The sequence below is a fragment of the Serratia sp. CY33525 genome, assembly GCF_052169115.1.
GTDB lineage: Bacteria > Pseudomonadota > Gammaproteobacteria > Enterobacterales > Enterobacteriaceae > Serratia > Serratia sarumanii.
In genome coordinates, this window is record NZ_JBJNLK010000010.1 from 45,672 (window position 1) to 68,015 (window position 22,344).

General features: G+C 61.9%; 18 protein-coding genes. 7 read left to right on the forward strand and 11 right to left on the reverse strand.

Annotated elements, in window-relative coordinates; all coding sequences use genetic code 11:
• Positions 1-68 precede the first annotated feature (68 nt).
• Entirely contained in the window at positions 69-458 is a 390-nt protein-coding gene (locus ACJ8IM_RS20960) for a DUF3461 family protein (protein WP_006318690.1), read from the forward strand.
• A gap of 57 nt (positions 459-515) precedes the next feature.
• On the opposite strand, the gene ACJ8IM_RS20965 is transcribed toward ACJ8IM_RS20960, so the two are convergent.
• The 5 genes from ACJ8IM_RS20965 to ACJ8IM_RS20985 all read right to left on the reverse strand — a co-directional run bounded on the left by ACJ8IM_RS20965 (position 516) and on the right by ACJ8IM_RS20985 (position 10,679).
• The gene (locus ACJ8IM_RS20965) at positions 516-968 is read right to left on the reverse strand and encodes a flavodoxin (RefSeq protein WP_033654121.1); all 453 of its coding nucleotides are present in this window, start codon (positions 966-968) and stop codon (positions 516-518) included.
• Positions 969-1,001: 33 nt separating this feature from the next.
• The gene (gene truC, locus ACJ8IM_RS20970) at positions 1,002-1,772 is read right to left on the reverse strand and encodes a tRNA pseudouridine(65) synthase TruC (RefSeq protein ID WP_033654120.1); all 771 of its coding nucleotides are present in this window, start codon (positions 1,770-1,772) and stop codon (positions 1,002-1,004) included.
• A 60-nt stretch (positions 1,773-1,832) separates the two neighbouring features.
• Positions 1,833-4,181, reverse strand: a complete 2,349-nt coding sequence (gene pbpC, locus ACJ8IM_RS20975; RefSeq protein ID WP_033654119.1) for a penicillin-binding protein 1C — start codon at positions 4,179-4,181, stop codon at positions 1,833-1,835.
• A gap of 49 nt (positions 4,182-4,230) precedes the next feature.
• On the reverse strand, positions 4,231-10,206 hold the full coding sequence (locus tag ACJ8IM_RS20980; protein WP_033654118.1) for an alpha-2-macroglobulin family protein: 5,976 nt from the start codon (positions 10,204-10,206) through the stop codon (positions 4,231-4,233).
• A 146-nt stretch (positions 10,207-10,352) separates the two neighbouring features.
• Complete coding sequence (locus ACJ8IM_RS20985) at positions 10,353-10,679, reverse strand: YqcC family protein (RefSeq protein ID WP_033654135.1); 327 nt, start codon at positions 10,677-10,679, stop codon at positions 10,353-10,355.
• 178 nt (positions 10,680-10,857) lie between these two features.
• Between ACJ8IM_RS20985 and ACJ8IM_RS20990 the strand changes: the two genes are divergently transcribed.
• Positions 10,858-12,096 (forward strand): MFS transporter, encoded by a 1,239-nt coding sequence (locus ACJ8IM_RS20990; RefSeq protein WP_033654117.1) that lies wholly within the window; start codon positions 10,858-10,860, stop codon positions 12,094-12,096.
• 610 nt (positions 12,097-12,706) lie between these two features.
• Here ACJ8IM_RS20990 and syd read toward each other — a convergent pair.
• Positions 12,707-13,252 (reverse strand): SecY-interacting protein, encoded by a 546-nt coding sequence (gene syd / locus ACJ8IM_RS20995; protein WP_033654116.1) that lies wholly within the window; start codon positions 13,250-13,252, stop codon positions 12,707-12,709.
• A 63-nt stretch (positions 13,253-13,315) separates the two neighbouring features.
• Here syd and queF point away from each other — a divergent pair, with 63 nt between their 5' ends.
• From queF to xni, 3 genes are all read left to right on the forward strand, one after another.
• Complete coding sequence (queF, locus tag ACJ8IM_RS21000; protein ID WP_033649800.1) at positions 13,316-14,161, forward strand: NADPH-dependent 7-cyano-7-deazaguanine reductase QueF; 846 nt, start codon at positions 13,316-13,318, stop codon at positions 14,159-14,161.
• 192 nt (positions 14,162-14,353) lie between these two features.
• Positions 14,354-15,718 (forward strand): nucleotide 5'-monophosphate nucleosidase PpnN, encoded by a 1,365-nt coding sequence (gene ppnN / locus ACJ8IM_RS21005; protein ID WP_019455737.1) that lies wholly within the window; start codon positions 14,354-14,356, stop codon positions 15,716-15,718.
• 52 nt (positions 15,719-15,770) lie between these two features.
• Positions 15,771-16,529, forward strand: a complete 759-nt coding sequence (gene xni / locus ACJ8IM_RS21010) for a flap endonuclease Xni (RefSeq protein WP_033635747.1) — start codon at positions 15,771-15,773, stop codon at positions 16,527-16,529.
• A 39-nt stretch (positions 16,530-16,568) separates the two neighbouring features.
• Here xni and rlmM read toward each other — a convergent pair whose 3' ends face one another.
• From rlmM to ACJ8IM_RS21030, 4 genes are all read right to left on the reverse strand, one after another.
• Positions 16,569-17,672 (reverse strand): 23S rRNA (cytidine(2498)-2'-O)-methyltransferase RlmM, encoded by a 1,104-nt coding sequence (rlmM, locus tag ACJ8IM_RS21015; RefSeq protein ID WP_033635748.1) that lies wholly within the window; start codon positions 17,670-17,672, stop codon positions 16,569-16,571.
• Positions 17,665-18,060: a DUF423 domain-containing protein gene (locus ACJ8IM_RS21020; protein WP_004931896.1), complete on the reverse strand. Its 396-nt coding sequence runs from the start codon at positions 18,058-18,060 to the stop codon at positions 17,665-17,667. Before ACJ8IM_RS21020 ends, rlmM begins: the two co-directional genes overlap by 8 nt.
• A 51-nt stretch (positions 18,061-18,111) precedes the next feature.
• Positions 18,112-19,029 (reverse strand): transcriptional regulator GcvA, encoded by a 918-nt coding sequence (locus tag ACJ8IM_RS21025; RefSeq protein WP_025304049.1) that lies wholly within the window; start codon positions 19,027-19,029, stop codon positions 18,112-18,114.
• A gap of 385 nt (positions 19,030-19,414) precedes the next feature.
• Positions 19,415-19,639, reverse strand: a complete 225-nt coding sequence (locus ACJ8IM_RS21030; RefSeq protein ID WP_025304050.1) for a YgdI/YgdR family lipoprotein — start codon at positions 19,637-19,639, stop codon at positions 19,415-19,417.
• Positions 19,640-19,835: 196 nt separating this feature from the next.
• On the opposite strand from ACJ8IM_RS21030, the gene csdA reads away from it, so the two are divergent.
• Together csdA and csdE are read left to right on the forward strand one after the other, a co-directional pair.
• On the forward strand, positions 19,836-21,041 hold the full coding sequence (gene csdA / locus ACJ8IM_RS21035; protein WP_074027308.1) for a cysteine desulfurase CsdA: 1,206 nt from the start codon (positions 19,836-19,838) through the stop codon (positions 21,039-21,041).
• Positions 21,042-21,060: 19 nt separating this feature from the next.
• Positions 21,061-21,495, forward strand: a complete 435-nt coding sequence (csdE, locus tag ACJ8IM_RS21040) for a cysteine desulfurase sulfur acceptor subunit CsdE (protein ID WP_033654114.1) — start codon at positions 21,061-21,063, stop codon at positions 21,493-21,495.
• Here the strand turns inward: csdE and tcdA are convergent.
• Positions 21,486-22,292 carry a tRNA cyclic N6-threonylcarbamoyladenosine(37) synthase TcdA gene (tcdA, locus tag ACJ8IM_RS21045; RefSeq protein WP_004931886.1) on the reverse strand — a complete coding sequence of 269 codons (807 nt, stop codon included), beginning with the start codon at positions 22,290-22,292 and terminating at the stop codon, positions 21,486-21,488. The two genes, csdE and tcdA, sit on opposite strands and share 10 nt — an antisense overlap.
• Positions 22,293-22,344 lie beyond the last annotated feature (52 nt).

Below are 22,344 nucleotides of genomic sequence, written 5' to 3' on the forward strand. Positions count from 1 at the left end.
CGCAGACCTCGCTTTCCGCCATAATCGCAGTCGTGGAATATAACGATCACATCTAAAGAGGGCGCAGTATGTACGATAACTTGAAGAGTTTGGGCATCAATCAACCGGAAGACGTCGATCGCTACAGCCTGCGTCAAGAGGCCAACAACGACATCCTCAAGATCTATTTCCGCAAGGACAAGGGCGAGTTCTTCGCGAAAAGCGTGAAGTTCAAGTACCCGCGCCAGCGTAAAACCGTGGTGGCGGACAACGCCGGCCAGGGCTACAAGGAAATTCACGAGATCAACCCGAACCTGCGTTACGTGATCGACGAACTGGATCAGCTGTGCCAACGCGATCAGGTGGAAGTGGATCTGAAGCGTAAAATCCTCGACGACCTGCGCCATCTCGAAGGCGTGGTGTCGCACAAGATTGCCGAGATCGAATCCGATCTGGAAAAACTCACCCGCGGCAAATAATGCGGATCGGTTGACCCGCATCATCGCCAAGGCGCCCTTTCGCGGCGCCTTTTTACTTTACGATTGCAGCAGCGTGCCCCACTGCTCGACCCACGGGCAGGCGGCCACTTCCGGCTCCGGCTGTTCCATCGCATCGATCTCCAGCACTTCGCTCACACGGGTGGCGCCCTGCTCTTGCAGCAGCGCGTCGAACGCGCGCCCGGCGCCGCAGAAATTGTCATAGCTGCTGTCGCCGAGGGCGATCAGCCCATAGCGCAGTTCCGGCTGATAGCCAACCTGATCGCGAATGGCGTGGAACAGCGGCGCGATGCTGTCCGGCAGATCGCCCTGCCCGGTAGTAGAGGTGATCACCAGCGCGTAGTGCTGACGATAAAACTGCCAGGCCTCCAGCGTGCCCTCTTCGAACAGTTTGACCTCATGGCCCTGCTCGCTGAGGATGTTTTGCGCCTCTTCCGCCACCAGCAGCGAATTGCCGTAGACCGTTCCTACGAAGATACCAACCTGAGCCATGGCTCCTACTCCCTTCATTACCTTTAAAAATTGTCAGCTATCCTGACCGTTAGCCGCGCTAAACTCAACCCCGGCAAGTTCAGGGAATACCCCCGCCCAGCCGAACTGCGCCATCACCCCTTGCCAGTCTTCGTCCCAGCGCGCCGTCACCCGCAGCGGCTCGCCGGTCACCGGGTGCGTCAGCTGCAGATGACTGGCGTGCAGCATCAGGCGCGGGCAGCCGAAATGCTGCGCCATACCACGGTTCTGCCGCAGATCGCCGTGTTTGCTGTCGCCGATGATCGGATGGCGAAGATGCGCCATGTGGCGCCGCAGCTGGTGCTTGCGGCCGGTTTCCGGCTGCAGCTCCACCAGGCTGTACCGCGCGCTGTCGTAGCGGCCGACGGCCACCGGCATCTCTACCTGCGCCAGCGGCCGGTAGTGCGTCACCGCCGGCTGCGGCCCCTTATCGGCATCGGCATGTTTATCGGCGATTTTGTCCAGCTCCGCCGTCAGCGGGTAATCGAGGGTCGCCCCCTCCTGCACGTAACCGCGCACCACCGCATGGTAGGTTTTCTGCACCTGATGCTGCTCGAACTGCTGCGACAGCAGACGCGCCACCTCGCTGGAGAGCGCCATCAGCAGCACGCCGGAAGTCGGGCGATCGAGACGGTGCACGGTAAAGACGTGCTGCCCGAGCTGATCGCGCACCGTCTGCATCATAAAACGAGTTTCATGACGGTCCAGCCAACTGCGGTGCACCAACCAGCCCGACGGCTTGTTCACCGCCACCAGGTGTTCATCCTGATACAAAATCTCAATCACATCGCTTTCCCAGGTAAATAGCCGTTTCGGGCGCGAGTATAACAGGCGTGCGGCTCAGCGCTAGTTCACCCATTCGATGGTCACCAGGCGCGTATCGGCGCGGCCGCGATCGTCCACCGCCCGAATGCGGTAGCGTCCGTTGTTGATCGGCCGCCAGTCGATCGGCTTTTTGCTGGCGCTGCTGCCGAGATAGATATCGTCGACGAACCAGTACACCGTTTTACTGTCGGCGTCCGTCACCGCGTTGAAGGCGATCTTATCTCGCCCCTGCTGCGACTGGCGCAGGGTATAGGTGGTGTTTTTCAGCGGCGAAGTGATGCGCGGCGCGTTGCCGCCGACGGCGACGCCGTTGTCCTTGCAGCGGTTGACCGGCGGCGCCCGCTTCGGCAGCCCGGCCTGGGCGAACACGTTGGCCAAATCGGAAGGCCAGAACTCAAAGATTTCGGTGCGGGTCTGCGCCGCGTCATACGGCGGGCAGACGACCTCGCCGCTGTGAATATCCAGCACTACCGGCCGATAGACGCTGTCGACCTTGATCGGCGACTTGCCGGGAATAAACCAGGTCTTGCCCTTCTGCTGGCACCACGGCGTCGGCAGATCGCCGCTGGCGAGGCAAATATCCACCCGCCGCAGCCGTTGGGGGAACGGGTGCTTCGGTTCCCGCAGGCCGGGGTAGCTGGCATTGACGCTGTCGATGATGTTGAAGAACAGCGGCACGGCCGCCTCGGCGCCGACCAACGCATTGTTGCCGCGCCCGTCGAAGTTGCCTTCCCACACCACCAGCACGTAAGGGCCGAAAATCCCGACGCTCCAGGCGTCGCGAAAGCCCCAGGAAGTGCCGGTCTTCCAGTACACCGGCAACGAAGAAGAACGCTGCGCCAGCGTATCGCCCGGCCGCCGGTGCTGGCGCAGCATATCCAGCGTGATGAAACTGGCCTCCTCGCTCAGCAGCCGCACCGGCGTCGATTCGGCCTCGTTCAGCTGCATACGAAGCGGCCGCAGCTCGCCGCGGTTCGCCAGCAACGCATACAGCTTCGCCAATTCCTGCGCCGTCACCTCGCCGCCGCCCAGCACCAGCGACAGCCCGTAGTGGCTTTCGTTGGCCATATTGGCGACGCCGGTCAGGCGCAAAAACTGATAAAAGGTCGGCTGGCGCAGCTGCGAGGCGACATACACCGCCGGGATGTTGCGGCTGAAATTCAGCGCGTCGGTGGCGGTCACCGGGCCGAGAAAGCGCCGGTCGAAATTTTCCGGCGCATAGGCGCCGAACGACGAAGGCACGTCCTTCAGGATGGTCATCGGATGCAGCACGCCCTGCTCCATGCCCAGCGCGTAGATGAACGGTTTGAGCGTCGAACCCGGCGAGCGCTTGGCGTTGGTGCCGTTCACCTGCCCCTGAATCGGACGGTTGTAATAGTCCGCCGATCCCACCAGCGCGCGCACCCCCATATCGCGGCTGTCCACCAGCAGCACCGCGGCGTTTTGGATGCCGCGGCTGCGGTTGCGGGCAATAAAGGCATTGACCTGCCGCTCAACCAGCCGCTGCAACCCGGCGTCCAGCGTGGTGTCGACGCGGGTATCGCGCTGCACCAGTTGCTGCGTCTGCTGGCGCAGCTGTTCGATAAAGTGCGGCGCGATATAGGGCACTTGTTCGGGCTGGCGCAGCGCCAGCGGCAGGCGGAACAGCGTTTGCTGGCTGGCGTCGGTGGGGTAAACCCGCTGCCAGCGCTGGAACAGACGGTTGCGCGCCTGGGTCAACGCGGCGCCGAGCACGCCGGTTTTCGGCTCCAGACGGTAGCTGGGCGACTGCGGCAGCACCGCCAGCGTCAGCGCCTCCGGCAGGGTCAAATCCTTCGGCGACTTGGCGAAATAGATCAGGCTGGCGGCGCCGATGCTTTCGATGTTGCGGCCGTAAGGGGCGTAATTCAGGTAGGCTTCCAGGATATCGCGCTTGGAGTAGCTCAGTTCCAGCTGCACCGCGCGCAGCACCTGTAGCAGCTTGCCGCCAGGCGTGCGGGTGTTGAGATGCCAGCGCATGCGCGCCAGCTGCATGCTGATGGTCGATCCGCCCTGCATTTTGCCGCCGGCGACATAGCTGCGCCAGAAGCCGCGCATCAGGCTGACGGGGTTAAAACCGGGGTTGTAGTAGAACCAGCGGTCTTCGTGCAGCAGCAGCCCGCGCACCGCCAACGGCGACACCTGCTCCAGCGGCGTCCACAGCCGGTAGCGGTCGTCATTGGCCAGGGTGATGCGCAGCAGCGCGCCGTGCCTGTCGTAATAGACGGAAGACTGCGGCAGCCCCTGCCACAGGGGCGGATGCGGCCACAGCCGAATCGCGGCCAGCAGCAGCGCCAGTAAAAACACCGCCATCAAGCCGTTTTGCAGCACGCGCCCGGTCAGGATCTTCATACGTTCTCACCACCCCGGCGCCAGTCGCTGGCCTGGCGCCGGAGCCGGCCTAGTCGTTGCCCGCCGGCACCACCACCAGCTTGCCGCCGCCGGCCGACATCGCCTGTACTTCACGGTCATACATGGCTTCGCCGTAGGCCGGTGGAACAATAAAGCTGCCGGTATTGGTGGCCTTGATCTGATAGACGAACTCCTGCACCTCGATGCCGGCGCTGCCATAGATAATCACCCGATCTTCACGGATATCGCTGTAATCCGGCGCCCAAGTGGAGCCGGTAGCGGCCAGCGGCGACTGCCAACCGCCGCGGTCTTCGCTCTCCTCGCCGGCATCGGCCGGTTCCGGCGGCGTCTGCTGCACCACTTCGAACCCGCCCGGCAGCAGATCGACGATCGCCAGGTTGCTCTGCCCCTCTTTCGAGTTGGCGCGCACCTTCAGATGGACATTGATCTTCTGCCCCAGCGTCACCTGCGTCACCGGCTTGCCCTGTTCGTCGGTGTAATCGCGGACGATCTCAATCCCGCGCGACAGCGCTTTTTGCGGCGCATTCAGGTCGTAACCGGCCTGCGTCACCACATACCAGGCCGGCGCGCTGCCGCCGTTGGTGAAGCGCACCGCGGTGGCATCGGCGTTGAACTGCCCCTGAACGAACAACCCCTGCAGCTCACTGATGCGCTGCGGCTCGCCGCCGGCTTTGCTTACCTGCACGATGCCCAAGGCATCCGCATTGGCGGATTGCGCCGCCACCTGGGCCGAATAGCTTTCCAGCGCCAGAATGCTCATCGCGGAGGAGTAGGTGGTGTAACGCTCTTCTTTCAGCGCCTTGACCATATTCTCCAGCACCTGCGGCGGGATCGACGCCACCTTCTCCGGGAAGTGACGGGTAATCAGATACAGCCGCGTCGCATCCTGCACCAGCGGATCGAAATAATTCTGCGTCCACCAGGCGCTGTCATACGCCTTGCTCAGCTGCTGCCAGCTCGGTTGCAACAGCGCGGCGGCTTCGTCGTCCATCTTCAACAACCGATAGGAAGAAGCCAGATACAGCGCGCTCAGATCGGTTTTCCACCCTTCGCCATAGCGTTTTTGCAGCGTATCCTGCACCGCCGCCAGCGAGTTGGTGGTCACTTCGCCCTGCAGCGTCAGCAGGTAAACCGCCCAGCTGCGCAGGCGCAGCAGATACAGATCGTCGAATCCGCTGGCCGCCAGCTCGCGCAATGCGCCGTTGGCCTCGTCCAGCATGCCTTCCGGCAGGGCGTAGCCCGCCGCTTTGGCTTCGAGCAGATACTGCACCACATAAGGCGTGACGAAAGGATCGGCATCCGGCGACGAACGCCAGGCGCCGATCGCTCCGCTGTCGTTCTGGCGCGCGCGCAGCACGCCAAGCAGGTTGCGCAGCTGCTTGCTGACTTCCGCCTGGCTCAGGCTGCTTTTCATCTCGGGGTGGCGGCTCTGCAGCATCAGCGGAATGGAGCGGCTGACGATCTGCTCGGAACAGTAATACGGGTAATCCGCCAGGTACTGCGCCAGCCCGCTGGTCAGCACCAGCGGCGAATTCGACACCGCCGCCCGACGCTGCGCAAAAGCGTCGAACATCTGGCGCAGGCCATCGACGTTCTGACTGCCGCCGCTCATGCGCCCCATCACCGACTGGGTACGGTACGGCGCCGCCGGCCGCACCGAGGTGCTGACGGTGCGGCGGCTGGCCTGGTCGCCGTAACGGGCGTCGAACACCAGCGGCGCATCGCCCAGCACGGCTTTGGCACGCAGGCGGAAAGCGATCACGCCTTCGCGTTTTTCCGCCAGCGTCAGGCTTTGCGTCGCGTTGCCCACCACCTCCAACTGCGGCGGCGGCGTCAACAGAACGTTGATGGCCACCGACTGGCCGTTCAGCCCGTCGAGGTTGTTGCTGACGCCCACGCTGACGTCGAACTCGTCACCCGGCGCCACCATCGCCGGCACGTTCGGCGTCATGATGAAATTGTCGCGCACCGTGGCGGCGGTTTGCGCCTTGCCGATTTTCTCCGGGGTCACCGAAATCGCCATCACGCGGATCTTGCCGTTGAAGTAGTCCGGCACCGGGTAGACGAACTGCTTCTCGCCGCTGACCTCGGTAATGCCGGACCAATAGGCCACCGGCTTGTCGCGCTTGCGCTTGAACGGGTTGAGGTTGAGATCCAGCCCTTCGCCCGCATCGCCGCCCGGCGCCGCGGTCAGCGCCATCAGCTTGCTGAACTCCGGCAGGATCAGATCGAGGATCTGCGAGCTGCTCACGTTCAGTTCGCGCTTGCTGAAGAAGAACTCCAGCGGATCCTTCAGGCGGTAACGCGCCACCTGTAGAATGCCCTCATCGACGGCGAACAGCGCCACCTGCTGCGGCGCGTCGGTCTTGACCGTCATCGTCAGGTTTTCACCCGGCTTGATGACCTCCGGCGCGGTCACCTCGAGGCTGTTTTGCCGCGCCTTGGTGCTGATCTTGAACGGCATCACGCCATAGCTCAGCGGGCTCATGAAGATTTCGCTGGAGTTGATATCGCGCACGAACTGCACGTTGATGTAGCCGTTGCCCTCCATGCCGGCCGGCACACGAATCTTCTGCACCGAGCTGGTGGTGTCGGTGTGGAACCACTGCCAGGCGTAAACCCTGTCCTTCTCGATGGTGATCAAGCCGCTGCCGGTATAAGGCGCGTTAATCGCCACCTCGATCTCTTCGCCCGGCTGGTATTCCGCCTGGTTCAGTTTCAGCTTCAGTTCGGCGTTGCGATCCAGCGAACGGCTCAGGTTGGCGTTGCCGGCCACGCTGTAGGCGACGCGGTTGAGCGTCTTGCCCTGCGCATCTTCAATCACCAGCACGAAGTCGCCCGGCTTATCGGTCGCCAGCCGCAGATCCGCGCCCTGCGCGCTCAGCGCCAGCGGCTGTTCCGACAGCTGCACTTCCTTCATCTTCGACTGGTATTTGTAAACGCCCGAATCCTGTTTGGTCAGCACCGAAATGTATTTCTGCTCGATCAACACCTGCTTCAGGTTCGGCAGGGCGATCTGTTGCAGATTCGGATCGATGGCGATCACGTTCAGATGCCGCTCCGCGTCGCGGTTGATGTAGCCCAGATCGCCGTCCGCCTTCACCCCGATCAGGTAATCGTAAGGCGAAACCAGCGTGCGGGCGGTCGCCGCCACCGAGCGCCCACCGCCGGCGACGAACGCCTCCGACAGCAGTTGCAGCTGATAAGTGGCGTCGGCGTAGGATTTCAGATCGAGCGGTATTTCAGCCGCGCCGTGCTCATCGGTGGTGCGATCTTCCAGCTCGGTTTCGAACCCGTCGCTGTTTTGCCGATTTTCATAGAACGCATAATCCGGGAAGCGATCGAAGCTCGGATACATCGGCCGCAGCGTCAGCCTGGTGCTCACGCGGCGATCCTGCGCCGGGGTGCCGAACAGGTTCTGCACATCGATGCTGGCCTTCAGCTCGGACGGTTTGACCCAGCCTTGCTGGCGGTTCGGCGTCAGCGCCAGCTTCACTTTCAGCTGATCCGGTTCGAACTCCTTCACATTGACCGCGGTATGGCCGAGCAGCGTGGAGGTATCGTTGTTTTTGCCGATCAGATACAGATAGACGTTCCACTCGCCGGTAGGCGAGTTTTCATCGGTGGTATAGCTCAGCTCATTGAAACCGCTGGCGCCCAGCGTCAGCGGCACGGTGGTCATCAGCTTGTCGCGCGGATCGCGGATTTCGGCGCGTACCGGCACGCCGGCCAGGCCAACGCCCCAGTCGGCGGCGCGGGTGATCAGGCCGATGTTAAAGGTATCCCCCGGCCGATAAACGCCGCGATCGGAGAACAGGTAACTGCTGAGCGTGCGCGGATCGGTCGGCGTTTGTTCACCGGCGACGTCGAAGCGCGAGAAGTCCAGCCCGCGATCGTTATAGCTGCCGGTCGGCAGGAAGGAGACATCCCCCTCCTTTTCCACCAGGAACATCACCGGCTGGCGCTCGTTGGTGTACACATCGAGCGCCGGGAAACGCACGTGGCCGTCGGCCCCGGTGGTTTGGCTGAGCAGCGTCACGCCATTTTTGGCCACCACCGACACGTTGGCGCCGCTAACCGGCGCGCCGCTTTGAATCGACTGCACAAAGACGTCGCGCGTCTTATCCTGCGAGCTCTTGGCGACGATGCCCAGATCGGTCACCACCACAAAGCGCGAATCGCCGACGTCGGGCTGATCCTCCCCGGTATTCTCGTCCGGTTCCTGTTCTGGCTCGGCGCCCGCCTCTTCCGCCGCCGGTTTCCGGTTCGGCTGCCATTCGGACAGCGTCAGCAGGAATACTCCGCGATGGGAACTGGCGTTGGTGGAGAGATAGCGGGAAAGATCGATGCCCTGATAGTTCACTTCCCCCGGCCGCTCGTTGTTGAGCGCCGTCTGGTATTTGAAATGCTCGGTGAAATACTCATCGTTGAGCCGGTTGAATTCCGTGGACGAGTATTCCCGGCTTTTGAAGGAGACGATGTGCTGCAGCTGGCTCGGGATCACCCGCTTGATGTCAAGCCGCAGGCCCGCCACGTTGCGCGCCGCCACGCTGATCTGTTTGTCGCCGTTGACCGACAGCAGCGAGCCTGCGGACATGAACTGCAGCGATTTCGGGAACTCCGGCACTTCGACCACCCGGTAAACCTTCTTCGGCATTTTGTAACCGCCGACGGAGACCAGCTGGTTGTCTATCTCGATCAGCACGAAGCGGTGCGCCGGGGCTTCAAAGCGGAAGCTGAACTGCGGCTGGTAGGCCTCTTCCGCCTCGTTAAGCGTCAATGGCAATGCCGTCGCCTGCGCCAGCACGTTTTTACCGACGCTGTCGACCGTCCATTGATAGAAATCTTCAGCATCGTTGGCGGTCTCGGCATCGCTCGGATCGTGCTGCGGCAGCAGCCAGGCTTTGGTGGCCCGCGCCAGCTCTTTATCCTTCACCGCATCGCTGAAGCCGACCACCAGCGCACGCTGCCCTTGGCCGCCGTCGGTATCCACCACCTGGGCGCTGGCGTCGCTCAGCGCCAGGCTGTACAGCGTCGGTACTTTGACCCAGTTGCTTTTCGCCTCTTCGACCGCATTGCCGGCCGCCGTCGATTTAACGCCCTTGCCGACGGTCAGATGCACTGCGCCGCCCTGATCCAGCGCCTTCAGCGGCTCGGAATGCACCCAGGCGTTCAGTTTTTTCTCGTCATAGACCAGGGAGAAGTTCAGCTTTTTCTCGGAAGAAGCGCTGCCCTCTTTCAATCCCAGCGAAATCTGTTTTTCAAAGCTGGCGACGTCGACCGGCGCATTGAACTGCAAATTGAAAATCGCGCTGCGTTTCTGCGCATCTTGCGGATCGCGGTAATACTCGGCCTGCCCCAGGCGGTAATTGAACGCGGGCACGGTGAAGGCATAGCGGGTTTTGGCGAGCTTGACCTGCGGCGCCAGCAAGGTGGCGGGCTCGAGGGTTACGTCATATTTCGCGCCCATCGGCAGCGGTTTTTTCGGCGTGAACACCAGCGTCGACTCATTGCGCCACGCCCACTGCCCTTCTGCAGCCGGTTTGAGGATGATGCCGGCGCTCACGGTTTTACCCACCGCGCTTATTGCCGCGGCCGAGCCGCTGAAAGTCAGGCTCACCGTTTGCGGCGCCTGCCGGGCGGCGGCGTAGTCTATCGGCTCGGGGTTGGCCAACTCGGCGCTGATCTCCTGAACCGCCATCGGCGCCGGTTCGATGGGCTGGGGCCGATTTTGCCACCAGTGCCAGCCGTAAAACGCGCCGCCTGCGGCGCCAGCCAACAGCAGCAGGCCTAGACCAATCGCTTTCGGGTGTTTATCCACGCCGCTTTCGAGCCGCAAAAAACCGCGCGGCAGCGCAGCCCACCAGGCCGGCGCACGCCAGCTGAGGTTGCCGACCAGCGGTCTCAGCAACCGCCCCAACAGCGACAACGCCCCACCCAGCAGGCGGCAAACGCCCTTAACCAGGGTAAAAGGCAAACGCAGGATAAACCTTAATAAATCCATTATTGCAGCACCTCATCATCCTAATGCAGCCCCCGGTCAACCGCCGCGGTTCAACCGAGCCGAAAGACGCCTTCGGCTCTCCTGCCCGGCATCCGCGCGAGTACTCTACACTGCCGGGCGGCAAAAATCTGCGCGCCGCCGGCGAATTACGGCGCTTTATTCAACATCAAATCCAGCTGTTGCAGCAGCACCAGCAGCGGCAGGCTGCTCGGTTCACGATCTTTCAACGCCTCTTCGAAATAAGGCGTAATGGCGAAGCGCGTCGGCAGCGGCGCTTCGGCGTCCAGCAATGCATACATGCGCGGCAAGAACACCCACTGCAGCCAGGCTTCGGCCGACATGCTGTCGATGCAGAACGGCTCGGTGCTGGAGAAGGCCTCATGATCAGGTGGCGCGGCCTGCCACAGCGCCAGATCGCGCATGGATTGTTCAATCGCCTGCAAACTGCGGCGCACCTGGTTATGTATACTCATCTGCATTCCCGATCTCTTTTCATCATGGTATTCAGCGCGCTGGCTGAAAGGCGGCAAAGCATAGCATTTTTATAGCCCAAATTCGGCGCGTCTGAGACAGCCCGCCGTTTTTATCTGGTGGCGTCCGCCGCCGCGCGGCACAATAGGCCCACCGAGTTCACCACACAGATAAAGATTCATGTCCGTAATAACAGAGAAAAAAAACCACGCGACGCCCGGTAAGGCCATGCTGGCTTCGGTCACCGGTTACGCCATGGACGGGTTTGACCTGCTGATCCTCGGCTTTATGCTGCCGGCCATCAGCAGCGAATTAGGATTAACCTCATCGGCCGCCGGTTCGCTGGTCACCTGGACGCTGATCGGCGCGGTGCTGGGCGGCGTGATCTTCGGCCACCTCAGCGATCGCTTCGGCCGAATCCGGGTGCTCACGATCACCATCCTGATGTTTTCCCTGTTCACCGGCCTGTGCGCCGTGGCGCAAGGATATTGGGATCTGCTGGCCTATCGCACCCTGGCGGGCATCGGGCTGGGCGGCGAGTTCGGCATCGGCATGGCGCTGATCGCCGAAGCCTGGCCGGCGGAGAAGCGCAACCGCGCTTCGGCTTACGTCGGCATGGGCTGGCAACTGGGCGTGCTGGCGGCCGCCTTCCTGACGCCGCTGCTGCTTGAACACATCGGCTGGCGCGGCATGTTTTTGGTCGGCCTGCTGCCGGCGCTGGCGTCATTCCTGATCCGCCGCACTCTGGGTGAACCGGAGGAATTCGTACGGCAGAAAGACGCTGGGCAATCGCTCTCCTTCCTGCAGCGTTTGCGCCTGCTGTTCAAGGATCGCGCCACCAGCAGGGCCAGCATCGGCATCTTCATTCTCTGTTCGGTGCAGAACTTCGGCTACTACGGGCTGATGATCTGGATGCCGACTTACCTGGCGAAAAACTTCGGCTTCTCGCTCACCAAGTCCGGCCTGTGGACGGCGGTGACGGTGGTCGGCATGACGTTCGGCATCTGGCTGTTTGGCGTGCTGGCCGATCGCTTTCCCCGCTGGAAGATCTTCGTGCTGTATCAGGTCGGCGCCGTGGTGATGGTGATCGGTTACGCCCAGTTGAGCGACCCGACGCTGATGCTGTTCGCCGGCGCCGTGATGGGCATGTTCGTCAACGGCATGATAGGCGGCTACGGCGCGTTAATTTCCGATACCTACCCGGTGCAGGCGCGCGCCACCGCGCAGAACATCCTGTTCAATCTCGGGCGCGGCGTCGGCGGCCTGGGGCCATTGGTAATCGGTGCGCTGGTGACGCAGGTGTCGTTTACCGCGGCCATCAGCCTGCTGGCGGCGATTTACCTGCTAGATATCTACGCCACGCTGTTCCTGCTGCCGAAAAAACAGGGCGCAGGCGATACGCTGGGCGCGATTGGTTAACGCTGAAGAGGGATTAAGGCAGAGCCGCACGCGCGGCGGAATGGAACAAAAAGTTGGGGGCACTGCGTTAACAGTGCCCCCGGTTCGTTTTATAGCCATCCCGCTACACAGCGTGCTCCCTGCTCAATCCTTGAAAACTTTTCCTGCGGCCATCCTGACCAAGTGGTCCTTGCATCATCCTGCAGCATCGTCCTGACGCGGTTCCTCAGCCTTCCTGACCCGCCGACAGTCCTGTGCCGGCTCTCAATCTCCGTCCTGGAGGTGTCCCTGGTTTCTATCCTGAAACATCCTGGGCATCTCCTGACGCCATCCTTCGCTCTTGCCTGAGCGCATCCCTTTCTTCTTCCTGAAGCTGCATCATCCTGATGCTTTCCTGCTCCGCCGGTTCCGTTCCGGTAACGATAAGATCGCTTAAATTCCCCGGAATCACAAGGGTTTGGGAGGTGTCTCACACTAAATTAAGCCTAAGAGTTATCCTAAAGAAATTCTAACCAATTGATCTGGATAACAATAATCTCATCACCTGGAGAAAGGCGGGAAAAATTAAGAGCGATCTCTCACAGCCCGTGTGAGAGATCTCGCACACGGGCGACGGCGAATCCGTCGCCATTCAGTCCAGCACCGGGCGCAGCGCATCGAGGAAATTCCCCAGCGTCGCCGCCAGCAGGGTACGCTTATCGCTGCCGAACTGTTCCAGCACCACGTTGCCGCTGACGTTGCACAACGACACCATCGTCATCTCGGATTCGGTGGTCGCCAGGAACAGCGTTGGCGGCAGCTTGAGGCGCTTTTGCGTCACCAGATGGCCGATCAGGTTCTCCTGCAGGCGGATAAAATCCTCTTCGCTCCAGACCTGCAGCAGGCTCAGACGATGCTCGCCGAACTGTGCGCTCATGTCGCCGGCGTATTGCTGCGTGTAGAAACGGTGCGCGTCCGGCTGCAAACGCAGCTCCAGCGCGGCTTCTACCTTTTCCAACGTCGCCGGTTCGAAAGGCTGTGGCAACCACAACACTTCGTCCTCGCGGTTCTCCACGATGCAGGGCGACGGCACGCCGTACAGCGCCTGGCTGGCCGGCGCGTGGCCGCGCTCTTGTTGCCACAACTCGACATAGCGTTGAGTGAATTCACGCAGAGCGTGCGATACATCATGGTCCATATTCTTTCCCGCATACGTTAAACTGACGGCCATTGTACCTATCTCTGACCAAGGTGACAGCAGATGTCCTCATATCAAGACCACCAGGCCCTGTCGGGGCTGACGCTGGGCAAACCCACCGCCTACCGCGATCGCTACGACGCCTCGCTGCTGCAGGCGGTGCCGCGCAGCATGAACCGCGAGCCGCTGGGGCTGTACCCCGATAACCTCCCCTTCCACGGCGCGGACATCTGGACGCTGTACGAGCTCTCCTGGCTGAACGCCAACGGGCTGCCGCAGGTGGCGGTCGGCGAAATCAGCCTCAACGCCGACAGCCTGAACCTGATCGAATCGAAAAGCTTCAAGCTGTATCTCAACAGCTTCAACCAAACCCCGTTCGCCGATTGGGAAACGGTGCGCAGCACGCTGCAGCGCGATCTGTCCGCCTGCGCCCAGGGCGAGGTGAGCGTCACCCTGTTCAGCGTCGAGCAGTTGGAAGGCACGCCGATCGCCCGCCTGGCCGGCGACTGCATCGATCAGCAGGATATCCGCATCGACAATTATGAGTTCAACGCCGACTACCTGCTGAACGCCGCCGGTGAAGAGGTGGTGGAAGAGCAATTGGTCAGCCACCTGCTGAAGTCCAACTGCCTGATCACCCATCAACCGGACTGGGGCTCGGTGCAGATAAGCTACCGCGGCGGCAAGATCGATCGCGAAGCGCTACTGCGCTATCTGGTCTCCTTCCGCCACCACAACGAATTCCACGAGCAGTGCGTCGAGCGCATCTTTAACGATTTGATGCGCTACTGCCGGCCGCAAAGCCTGACGGTTTACGCCCGCTACACCCGCCGCGGCGGGCTGGATATCAACCCGTGGCGCAGCAACGTCGAATTCGCTCCCGAGCGCGGCCGCCTGGCGCGCCAATAAGTGCGAAACATTGCTCAACAACTGAGCTAACGAGCGGTTTATGTTGGTAAAAGCGCAGGGACGGCGGTAAGGTTAAAACGAGGCTGCGGCCGGGCGGAGCGCCCGCTGCGCCGCAGCACGCCAACCATAACGAGATGCTGTTTTGCTGCGTATGGATTACTACCGCCCCGCACCGGGTGCAAAGGAGTTACCTTGATTACACACATCAGCCCGCTTGGCTCTATGGATTTATTGTCGCAGCTGGAAGTAGACATGCTGAAGCGCACCGCCAGCAGCGACCTGTACCGCCTGTTCCGCAACTGTTCGCTGGCCGTGTTGAACTCCGGCAGCCAAACCGACAACAGCAAGCAGCTGCTGTCGCGCTATGAAACCTTCGACATCAACGTGCTGCGCCGCGAACGCGGGGTGAAGCTGGAGCTGGTCAACCCGCCGGAAGAGGCGTTCGTCGACGGCCGCATCATCCGCTCGCTGCAGGCCAACCTGTTCGCCGTACTGCGCGACATCCTGTTCGTGCACGGCCAAATCGCCAGCGCCGGCCGTTTCCAGCACCTTAACCTGGAAAACTCGGCCCACATCACCAACCTGGTGTTCTCGATCCTGCGCAATGCACGCACGCTGCATCTGGATGAAGATCCCAATATGGTGGTGTGCTGGGGCGGCCACTCGATCAACGAGAACGAATACCTGTACGCGCGCAAGGTCGGCAGCCAGCTGGGCCTGCGCGAGCTGAACATCTGCACCGGCTGCGGGCCGGGCGCGATGGAAGCGCCGATGAAAGGCGCGGCGGTCGGTCACGCGCAGCAGCGTTACCGCAACAGCCGCTTCATCGGCATGACCGAGCCGTCGATCATCGCCGCCGAGCCGCCAAACCCGCTGGTGAACGAGCTGGTGATCATGCCGGACATCGAAAAGCGCCTGGAAGCCTTCGTGCGCATCGCGCACGGCATCATCATCTTCCCGGGCGGCGTCGGCACCGCCGAAGAGCTGCTGTACCTGCTGGGTATTCTGATGAACCCGGAGAACAGCGAACAGGTGCTGCCGCTGATCCTGACCGGGCCGAAAGAGAGCGCCGATTACTTCCGCGTGCTGGACGAGTTCATCATGAACACGCTGGGCGATGCCGCGCGCCGTCACTACACCATCATCATCGACGATCCGGCGGAAGTGGCGCGGCAGATGAAGAAAGCCATGCCGCTGGTGAAGGAAAACCGCCGCAACACCGGCGACGCCTACAGCTTCAACTGGTCGATCCGCATCGCACCGGATCTGCAGCTGCCGTTCGAGCCGACCCACGAGAACATGGCGAACCTCAACCTGTATCCGAACCAGCCGCCGGAGCAATTGGCCGCCGCGCTGCGCCGCGCGTTCTCCGGCATCGTGGCCGGCAACGTGAAGGAAAACGGCATCCACGCCATCGAGCAGTTCGGCCCGTACAAGCTGCACGGCGAGCCGCAGATGATGAAGCAGATGGACAGCCTGCTGCAGGGCTTTGTCGCCCAGCACCGCATGAAGCTGCCGGGCAGCGCCTATGTGCCCTGCTACGAAATCGTCGCCTGACCCTCAATCCCGGGCGGCGTAACGGCCGCCCCGTTTTTTGACCTTGCCGCCCATGATGATACACCTACTGATTGTCGACGCCCTGAACCTCATCCGCCGCATTCACGCCGTGCAGGGTTCCCCTTGTGTCAACGCCTGCCGCCACGCGCTGCAGCAGTTGATCCAGCACAGCCGCCCGACCCACGCGGTGGCGGTCTTCGACGAGGACGATCGCCGCGACAGCTGGCGTCACCAAATTCTGCCGGACTACAAGGCCGGGCGTTCGCCGATGCCGGAAAACCTGCAGCAGGAGATGCCGCAGCTGCGCGAGGCCTTCGCCGAACTGGGCGTCGCCAGCTGGCATTCTCCCGGCAACGAGGCGGACGATCTGGCGGCCACGCTGGCGGCGAAGGTCGCCGGCGGCGGCCACCAGGTGACCATCGTCTCCACCGACAAAGGCTACTGCCAGCTGCTGGCACCGAACGTGCAGATCCGCGATTACTTCCAGAAACGCTGGCTGGATATGCCTTTCGTGCAACAGGAATTCGGCGTGCAGCCGCAGCAGCTGCCGGACTATTGGGGGCTGGCGGGGATCGGCAGCAGCAAGATCCCCGGCGTGGCCGGTATCGGGCCGAAAACCGCCGTGCTGCTGTTGCAGCAGTCGGGCAGCCTGGACGGGCTCTATCAGCAGCTGGAACAGGTGCCGGAGAAATGGCGCGGCAAGCTGGAGCGGCACCGCGAGCTGGCCTACGTCAGCAAACAAGTCGCCACGCTGCGCACCGATCTGTCGCTGGACGGCAACCTGCAGCAGCTGCGCCTGCCGATACCATAAGGGCGCTGCAAGCAGCGCCCCTCATCAGGCTTAACGCGATTAATCGCGCTCGTCGCGCCGGCCCGGCACCGCCGACCACATGCGGCGCACGTGTACGGTGATCTCTTCGCGGTCGTGATACAGCTGCTTGGCATGCACTTCGACGCTGACGCCGGCAGCACCCAGCGCTTCGCGGATGCTCATCAGGTTCTGCGACACTTCCTCGTAGCGCTTTTTCATCGGCAGCTTGAGGTTAAAAATCGCTTCGCGGCACCAGCCTTTCACCAACCACTGGATCATCAGGCTGGTTACCTTCGCCGGCTTCTCCACCATGTCGCACACTAGCCAGTAGATCTTGCTGCTGTTCGGCTCGAACTTGAAGCCGTCGGCGCGGTGGTGCGTCACCTGGCCGGTTTCCATCAGGCTCGGCGCCATCGGGCCGTTATCCACCGAATGCACCATCATGCTGCGTTTCACCAGTTGATAGGTCCAGCCGCCCGGGCAGGCCCCCAGATCGACCGCGTGCATGCCGCTGGCCAGGCGTTCGTCCCACTCGTCGGCGGGGATGAACACGTGGAACGCTTCTTCCAGCTTCAGCGTCGAACGGCTCGGCGCATCGGCCGGGAAGCGCAGACGCGGAATGCCCATGTAGAACGGCGAGTTGTTGTTGCTGTAGGAGTAACCGACGTAGCAGCAGCCCGGCGCGATGAAGAACACGTGCACCACCGGGCGAGTGGGGTTCTCACGCGCCATCAGCACCTTCTGCTCGCGCATCGCGGCGCGCAGCGGCACCGTCAGCTTGCGGCAGAACTTCATCAGCTCTTTGCTTTCGTTGGTGTCCGGCACTTCCACCCGCAGCTCGCCGCCGCGGTCAACCACGCCGATCAGCATGCCGACGATCGGCGATACCCGATCTTCCGGCGGCAGATCGCGCAGCAGCTCACCCACCACGATCATCTGGCGGGCGAAAATCAGTTCGCGGAACGGAATTTCCCGCGCCAGGCGGTCGGCATCGTCCGGCTGATAGCATTCGAACAGCACGTAACCGCTGTGCTCTTTTACCCGCGCAAAACCGAAAATCTCCCGCTGGGCGGCTTTGTCGGTGATCTCCGCCGCACACTCTTTTTCAAAGCCAGGGCGGCAGTACAACGCAATCTTATTCATGGCGCTCGGCCTTTTTCCTCAGACGCAAAGCGCCAATCAACATCAATATCCAGCCGATCAGGAAGCACACGCCGCCAACCGGCGTGATGTATACCCAGACCTTCAGGTGCGACAGCGCCAGGCAATAGAGGCTGCCGCTGAACAACACGGTGCCGAACGCCAACAGCGCTCCGCTCCAGTAAAACCACAGGCTCACGCGGCGCTGCATCGCGACCGCCAGCGCCAGGATGGCCAGGGTGTGGAACCCCTGATACTCCAGCCCGGTGCGGATCCAGGCCATTTCGTTGGCGCCGAGCGTGCCGCTTAATACATGCGCGCCGAATGCGCCCAACGCGACAAACACAAAGCCGCTGATAGCGGCGAAAACCAGCATGGAACGGCTGCTCATCGTGATTTATCCCATTTAAAATCACCGGCCGCGGCAAGGCGGCGGCCGGTCTTATTGTTCGTAGCGGAAGCGGAACTTCTCTTGTTCGCTGGCGGCGCGCGCCAGGATCCACTGCCGGAAGGCGGCTATTTTACCCAGTTCTGCCTGGCTGTCATGACATACCAGATAAAAAGCGTTTTTACTGACCAGCACATCGTTGAACGGGCACACCAGGCGACCGGCTTCGATCTCGGTTTGCGCCATCACATTGTTCACCAGCGCCACGCCCTGGCCGTGCACCGCCGCCTGCACCACCATCGCGCTATGGCTGAAGATCGGCCCCTGCTGCACATTGATGTGCTGCAACCCCAGCTGGCGCGTATAGGCCAGCCAGTCGCGGCGTGAAACGTCATGCAGCAGCGTATGATAAGCCAGATCCTCTGCGGTTTTCAGCGGATGATCGCCGGTCAGCAGGCTCGGCGAACACACCGGCAGCAGATATTCCGCATACAGGCGCTCGGCGCGCAGCCCCGGCCAGTTGCCGCGGCCGTAGAAAATCGCCACGTCGACGTCGTCCGCCAGCTTGTCTTCTTCGCGATCCACCGCCTGGATGCGCACGTCGATCCCCGGATAAGCTGAGTTAAAGCCGGACAGGCGCGGCACCAGCCACTGAATGGCGAAGCTCGGCGGCAAACTGACGGTCAATGCCCCCTTGGCGCTGCGCGCCTGCAGCTTGCGCGTCGCCTCGTTGATCGAAGAGAAGATCTCCTTGATATCGAGGTAGTAACTTTGCCCCTCTTCGGTCAGCAGCAGCGAGCGGTTACGCCGGCGAAACAGCTTCAGCCCGAGGAAGTCCTCCAGCGACTTGATCTGGTGGCTCACCGCGGCCTGGGTCACGAACAGCTCTTCCGCCGCCTTGGTGAAACTCAGGTGGCGAGCGGCCGCATCGAACACGCGCAGCGCATTGAGGGGAGGTAAGCGTTTAGACATTAAATTAGCTACTTTTGTGTAACATTAATCCGAATGATTCGGCGCCGAAAATCGGGCGGCTTTGCGTGGCAAGCCATCGGTAAACGCTAACGGCGTATTGCCATTAGTTTTTTTAATCCGAGCCATTATAATTTGTCCGTTGAGGATGCGCCAGCAAATACCTATAGTGGCGGCACTTCCCGGGCCGGAACGAAAAGGGAGTGGGTGTCGAGGACGCCGATGAACTTTTGGCTTGTGGTTGTGATGTTGTGTTTGCAAATTGTCCGGCGATTCCGGACATGGTAGCTAGGCTACTGTTTTTTCACTTCCTGTACATTTACCCTGTCTGTCCATAGTGATTTTATGCAGCACCGCAAAACTTGCGGTGCTTTTTTTTGCCTGACGGTTACTGGTTGCTTTCAACCATCTCTTTCACATCGGCGCGGTTGATCTGCTGCTCGACGCCGTTGGCGTCTTTATAGCTGATCATGCCGGTATCGTTGTCCACTTTTGGCTTGCCGTCAGCGACAATGGTGCGTCCGTCATTGGTATGCATCACGTAGTTGCTGGAACAGGCGGCCAGGGTGAACGTAAGCATCAGGGCAGAGAGAACTGCGGCTGTTTTCTTCATTGAGGACTCCTTTTTAGTTTTAAATGCTGATAAATACCTTTTATGTGTATAGATGCGATTAATAAGCGCACATTTAATAGCATAACAAACTTTCCCAATTTTGCCAGGCGATAAGTCCTAATAGGCAGGATCGCTTGTCTCCGGCGGCAAAATAGGACAGGATCCCCCATCGACTCAAGCCAGTGACAATCAGGGTATGACGCCTTTTAACCCCAGCCTTTTTCGCCAACAGTTTCCCGCGCTCGCGCAGGACGGCATCTATCTGGACAGCGCCGCCACCGCGTTAAAACCGCAGGCGGTCATCGACGCCACGCAGCAATTTTATCGCGATGACGCCGCCACCGTGCACCGCAGCCAGCATCGGGCGGCGCAGGATCTGACCGCCCGCTTCGAGCAGGCGCGCGGCCAGGTGGCGCAGCTGATCAATGCGCCGTCGGCCGACGACATCGTCTGGACGCGCGGCACCACCGAAGCGATCAACCTGGTGGCGCAGAGCTACCTGCGTCCGCGTCTGCAGCCGGGCGATGAAATTCTGGTGAGTGAAGCGGAACACCACGCCAACCTGATCCCCTGGCTGATGGTGGCGGAACAAACCGGCGCGCGGGTGGTGAAACTGCCGATCGGCGCCGATCGGTTGCCGGATTTGACGCAGCTGCCCACCCTGCTCAACGACAAAACCCGCCTGTTGGCGCTGGGGCAAATGTCCAACGTCACCGGCGGCTGCCCGGATCTGGCGCCGGCGATCGCGATGGCGCATGCCGCCGGCGCACGCGTGATGATCGACGGCGCACAGGGCGTGGTTCACGGCCCGGCCGACGTACAGCTGCTCGACATCGATTTCTACGCCTTCTCCGGCCACAAGCTGTATGGCCCGACTGGCATCGGCGCGCTGTACGGCAAAGCCGAGCTGCTGGCGCAGATGGCACCCTGGCAAGGCGGCGGCAAGATGCTGACCCAGGCATCGTTCGACGGCTTTGCCCCGCAAAAGCCGCCGCACCGCTTCGAAGCCGGCACGCCAAACATCGCTGGCGTGCTGGGGTTGGCCGCGGCGCTCACCTGGCTCAGCGAACAGGACATGGCGGCGGCGGAGCGCTACAGCCGCGAGCTGGCGGACCAGGCGGAACAGCGGTTGGCGCAGCTGCCGGGCTTTCGCAGCTTCCGCAGCTCCGGCTCCAGCCTGCTGGCGTTCGACATCGCCGGCGTACACCACAGCGACATCGTCACCCTGCTGGCGGAGCAAGGCATTGCGCTGCGCGCCGGCCAACACTGCGCGCAGCCGCTGATGGCGGCGTTGGGCGTCAGCGGCACACTGCGCGCGTCGTTCGCCCCCTACAATACGCAACAGGACGTCGATACGCTGGTCAGCGCGTTGACTCACGCCCTCGATCTGCTGGCCGACTGACTTGATTCCCGGAGACGCTATGCTCGCCCCCCATCCTTTTGGCCGAGAGGTCACCGCCGAGGCGTTGATCGCCACCTTCAGCGCGCTGAAACAGTGGGAAGATCGCTACCGCCAGCTGATTATGCTCGCGAAACGGCTGCCGCCGCTGCCGGAGGCCTTGCGCAGTGAAGAAATGGCGTTGAGCGGCTGTGAAAACCGCGTCTGGTTGGGGCACCAGTTGCTGGAAGACGGCACGCTGCACTTCTATGGCGACAGCGAAGGCCGCATCGTGCGCGGCCTGCTGGCGGTGCTGCTGACCGAAGTGGAAGGGAAAACGCCGCAGCAGATCGCCGCATTGGATCCGCTGGCGCTGTTCGACCGGTTAGCGCTGCGCGCCCAGCTGAGCGCCACCCGCGCCGGCGGCCTGGCGGCATTGGCCGCCGCCGTCAAGGCGATCGCCGCCCGTTACGCCTGACGCGCCGCCTTCGCCACCATCTTTTTCAGCGCGTGCGACACGGCGACGAAGCCGAAAGTAGCGGTGACCATGGTCGCCGCGCCGAACCCCGCGCTGCAATCCATTCTTTTCGGCCCTTCCGCCGTGCTACGTGAAGCGCACACCGAACCGTCCGGCTGCGGATAAACCAGCGGCTCGCTGGAGAAGACGCAGTCGATGCCCAGCTTGCCCTTACCGTTTTTCACCACGTTGAAATCGTGCTTCAGCCGCTCGCGCAGCTTGGCGGCCAGCGGATCCTGGATGGTTTTCGCCAGATCGGCCACTTCGATCTTGGTCGGGTCAATCTGCCCGCCGGCGCCGCCGGTGGTCACCACCGGGATCTTGAAGCGGCGGCAGTATGACAGCAACGCCGCCTTCGGCCGCACGCTGTCGATCGCGTCGATGACGTAGCTGAAGTTATGGTCCAGCAGCTCGGCGACGTTGTCCGGGGTGATGAAATCGTCGATGCAGGTCACCCGGCATTCCGGGTTAATCGCCAGGATACGCTCCGCCATCACCTCGGTTTTCGATTGCCCGACGTGTTGGCGCAACGCGTGGATCTGGCGGTTGGTATTGGTGACGCAAACATCATCCATGTCGATCAGGGTGATGGCGCCGATGCCGGTGCGCGCCAGCGCCTCAGCCGCCCAGGAACCCACGCCGCCGATGCCGATCACGCAGACGTGCGCCTGCGCGAACACCGCCAGCGCCTGCTGGCCGTACAACCGCGCCGTGCCGCCGAAACGCTGCAGATAGGCTTCCGAATAAGCTGTGCTCATAACGCTTTAATTACCTTCGTAATGCAAATGATAAGGGCCGGAAAATCCGGCC

What these genes read in the sequence shown, in the direction of transcription:
- queF (WP_033649800.1), top strand. Translation starts at nt 13,316, where the DNA reads ATGTCCTCATATCAAGACCACCAGGCCCTGTCGGGGCTGACGCTGGGC.
- ACJ8IM_RS21020 (WP_004931896.1), bottom strand. Translation starts at nt 18,060, where the DNA reads ATGAGCAGCCGTTCCATGCTGGTTTTCGCCGCTATCAGCGGCTTTGTG.
- xni (WP_033635747.1), top strand. Translation starts at nt 15,771, where the DNA reads ATGATGATACACCTACTGATTGTCGACGCCCTGAACCTCATCCGCCGC.
- ACJ8IM_RS20960 (WP_006318690.1), top strand. Translation starts at nt 69, where the DNA reads ATGTACGATAACTTGAAGAGTTTGGGCATCAATCAACCGGAAGACGTC.
- rlmM (WP_033635748.1), bottom strand. Translation starts at nt 17,672, where the DNA reads ATGAATAAGATTGCGTTGTACTGCCGCCCTGGCTTTGAAAAAGAGTGT.
- ACJ8IM_RS20985 (WP_033654135.1), bottom strand. Translation starts at nt 10,679, where the DNA reads ATGAGTATACATAACCAGGTGCGCCGCAGTTTGCAGGCGATTGAACAA.
- syd (WP_033654116.1), bottom strand. Translation starts at nt 13,252, where the DNA reads ATGGACCATGATGTATCGCACGCTCTGCGTGAATTCACTCAACGCTAT.
- ACJ8IM_RS20990 (WP_033654117.1), top strand. Translation starts at nt 10,858, where the DNA reads ATGTCCGTAATAACAGAGAAAAAAAACCACGCGACGCCCGGTAAGGCC.
- ACJ8IM_RS20965 (WP_033654121.1), bottom strand. Translation starts at nt 968, where the DNA reads ATGGCTCAGGTTGGTATCTTCGTAGGAACGGTCTACGGCAATTCGCTG.
- tcdA (WP_004931886.1), bottom strand. Translation starts at nt 22,292, where the DNA reads ATGAGCACAGCTTATTCGGAAGCCTATCTGCAGCGTTTCGGCGGCACG.
- csdA (WP_074027308.1), top strand. Translation starts at nt 19,836, where the DNA reads ATGACGCCTTTTAACCCCAGCCTTTTTCGCCAACAGTTTCCCGCGCTC.
- csdE (WP_033654114.1), top strand. Translation starts at nt 21,061, where the DNA reads ATGCTCGCCCCCCATCCTTTTGGCCGAGAGGTCACCGCCGAGGCGTTG.
- pbpC (WP_033654119.1), bottom strand. Translation starts at nt 4,181, where the DNA reads ATGAAGATCCTGACCGGGCGCGTGCTGCAAAACGGCTTGATGGCGGTG.
- ACJ8IM_RS21030 (WP_025304050.1), bottom strand. Translation starts at nt 19,639, where the DNA reads ATGAAGAAAACAGCCGCAGTTCTCTCTGCCCTGATGCTTACGTTCACC.
- ACJ8IM_RS21025 (WP_025304049.1), bottom strand. Translation starts at nt 19,029, where the DNA reads ATGTCTAAACGCTTACCTCCCCTCAATGCGCTGCGCGTGTTCGATGCG.
- ACJ8IM_RS20980 (WP_033654118.1), bottom strand. Translation starts at nt 10,206, where the DNA reads ATGGATTTATTAAGGTTTATCCTGCGTTTGCCTTTTACCCTGGTTAAG.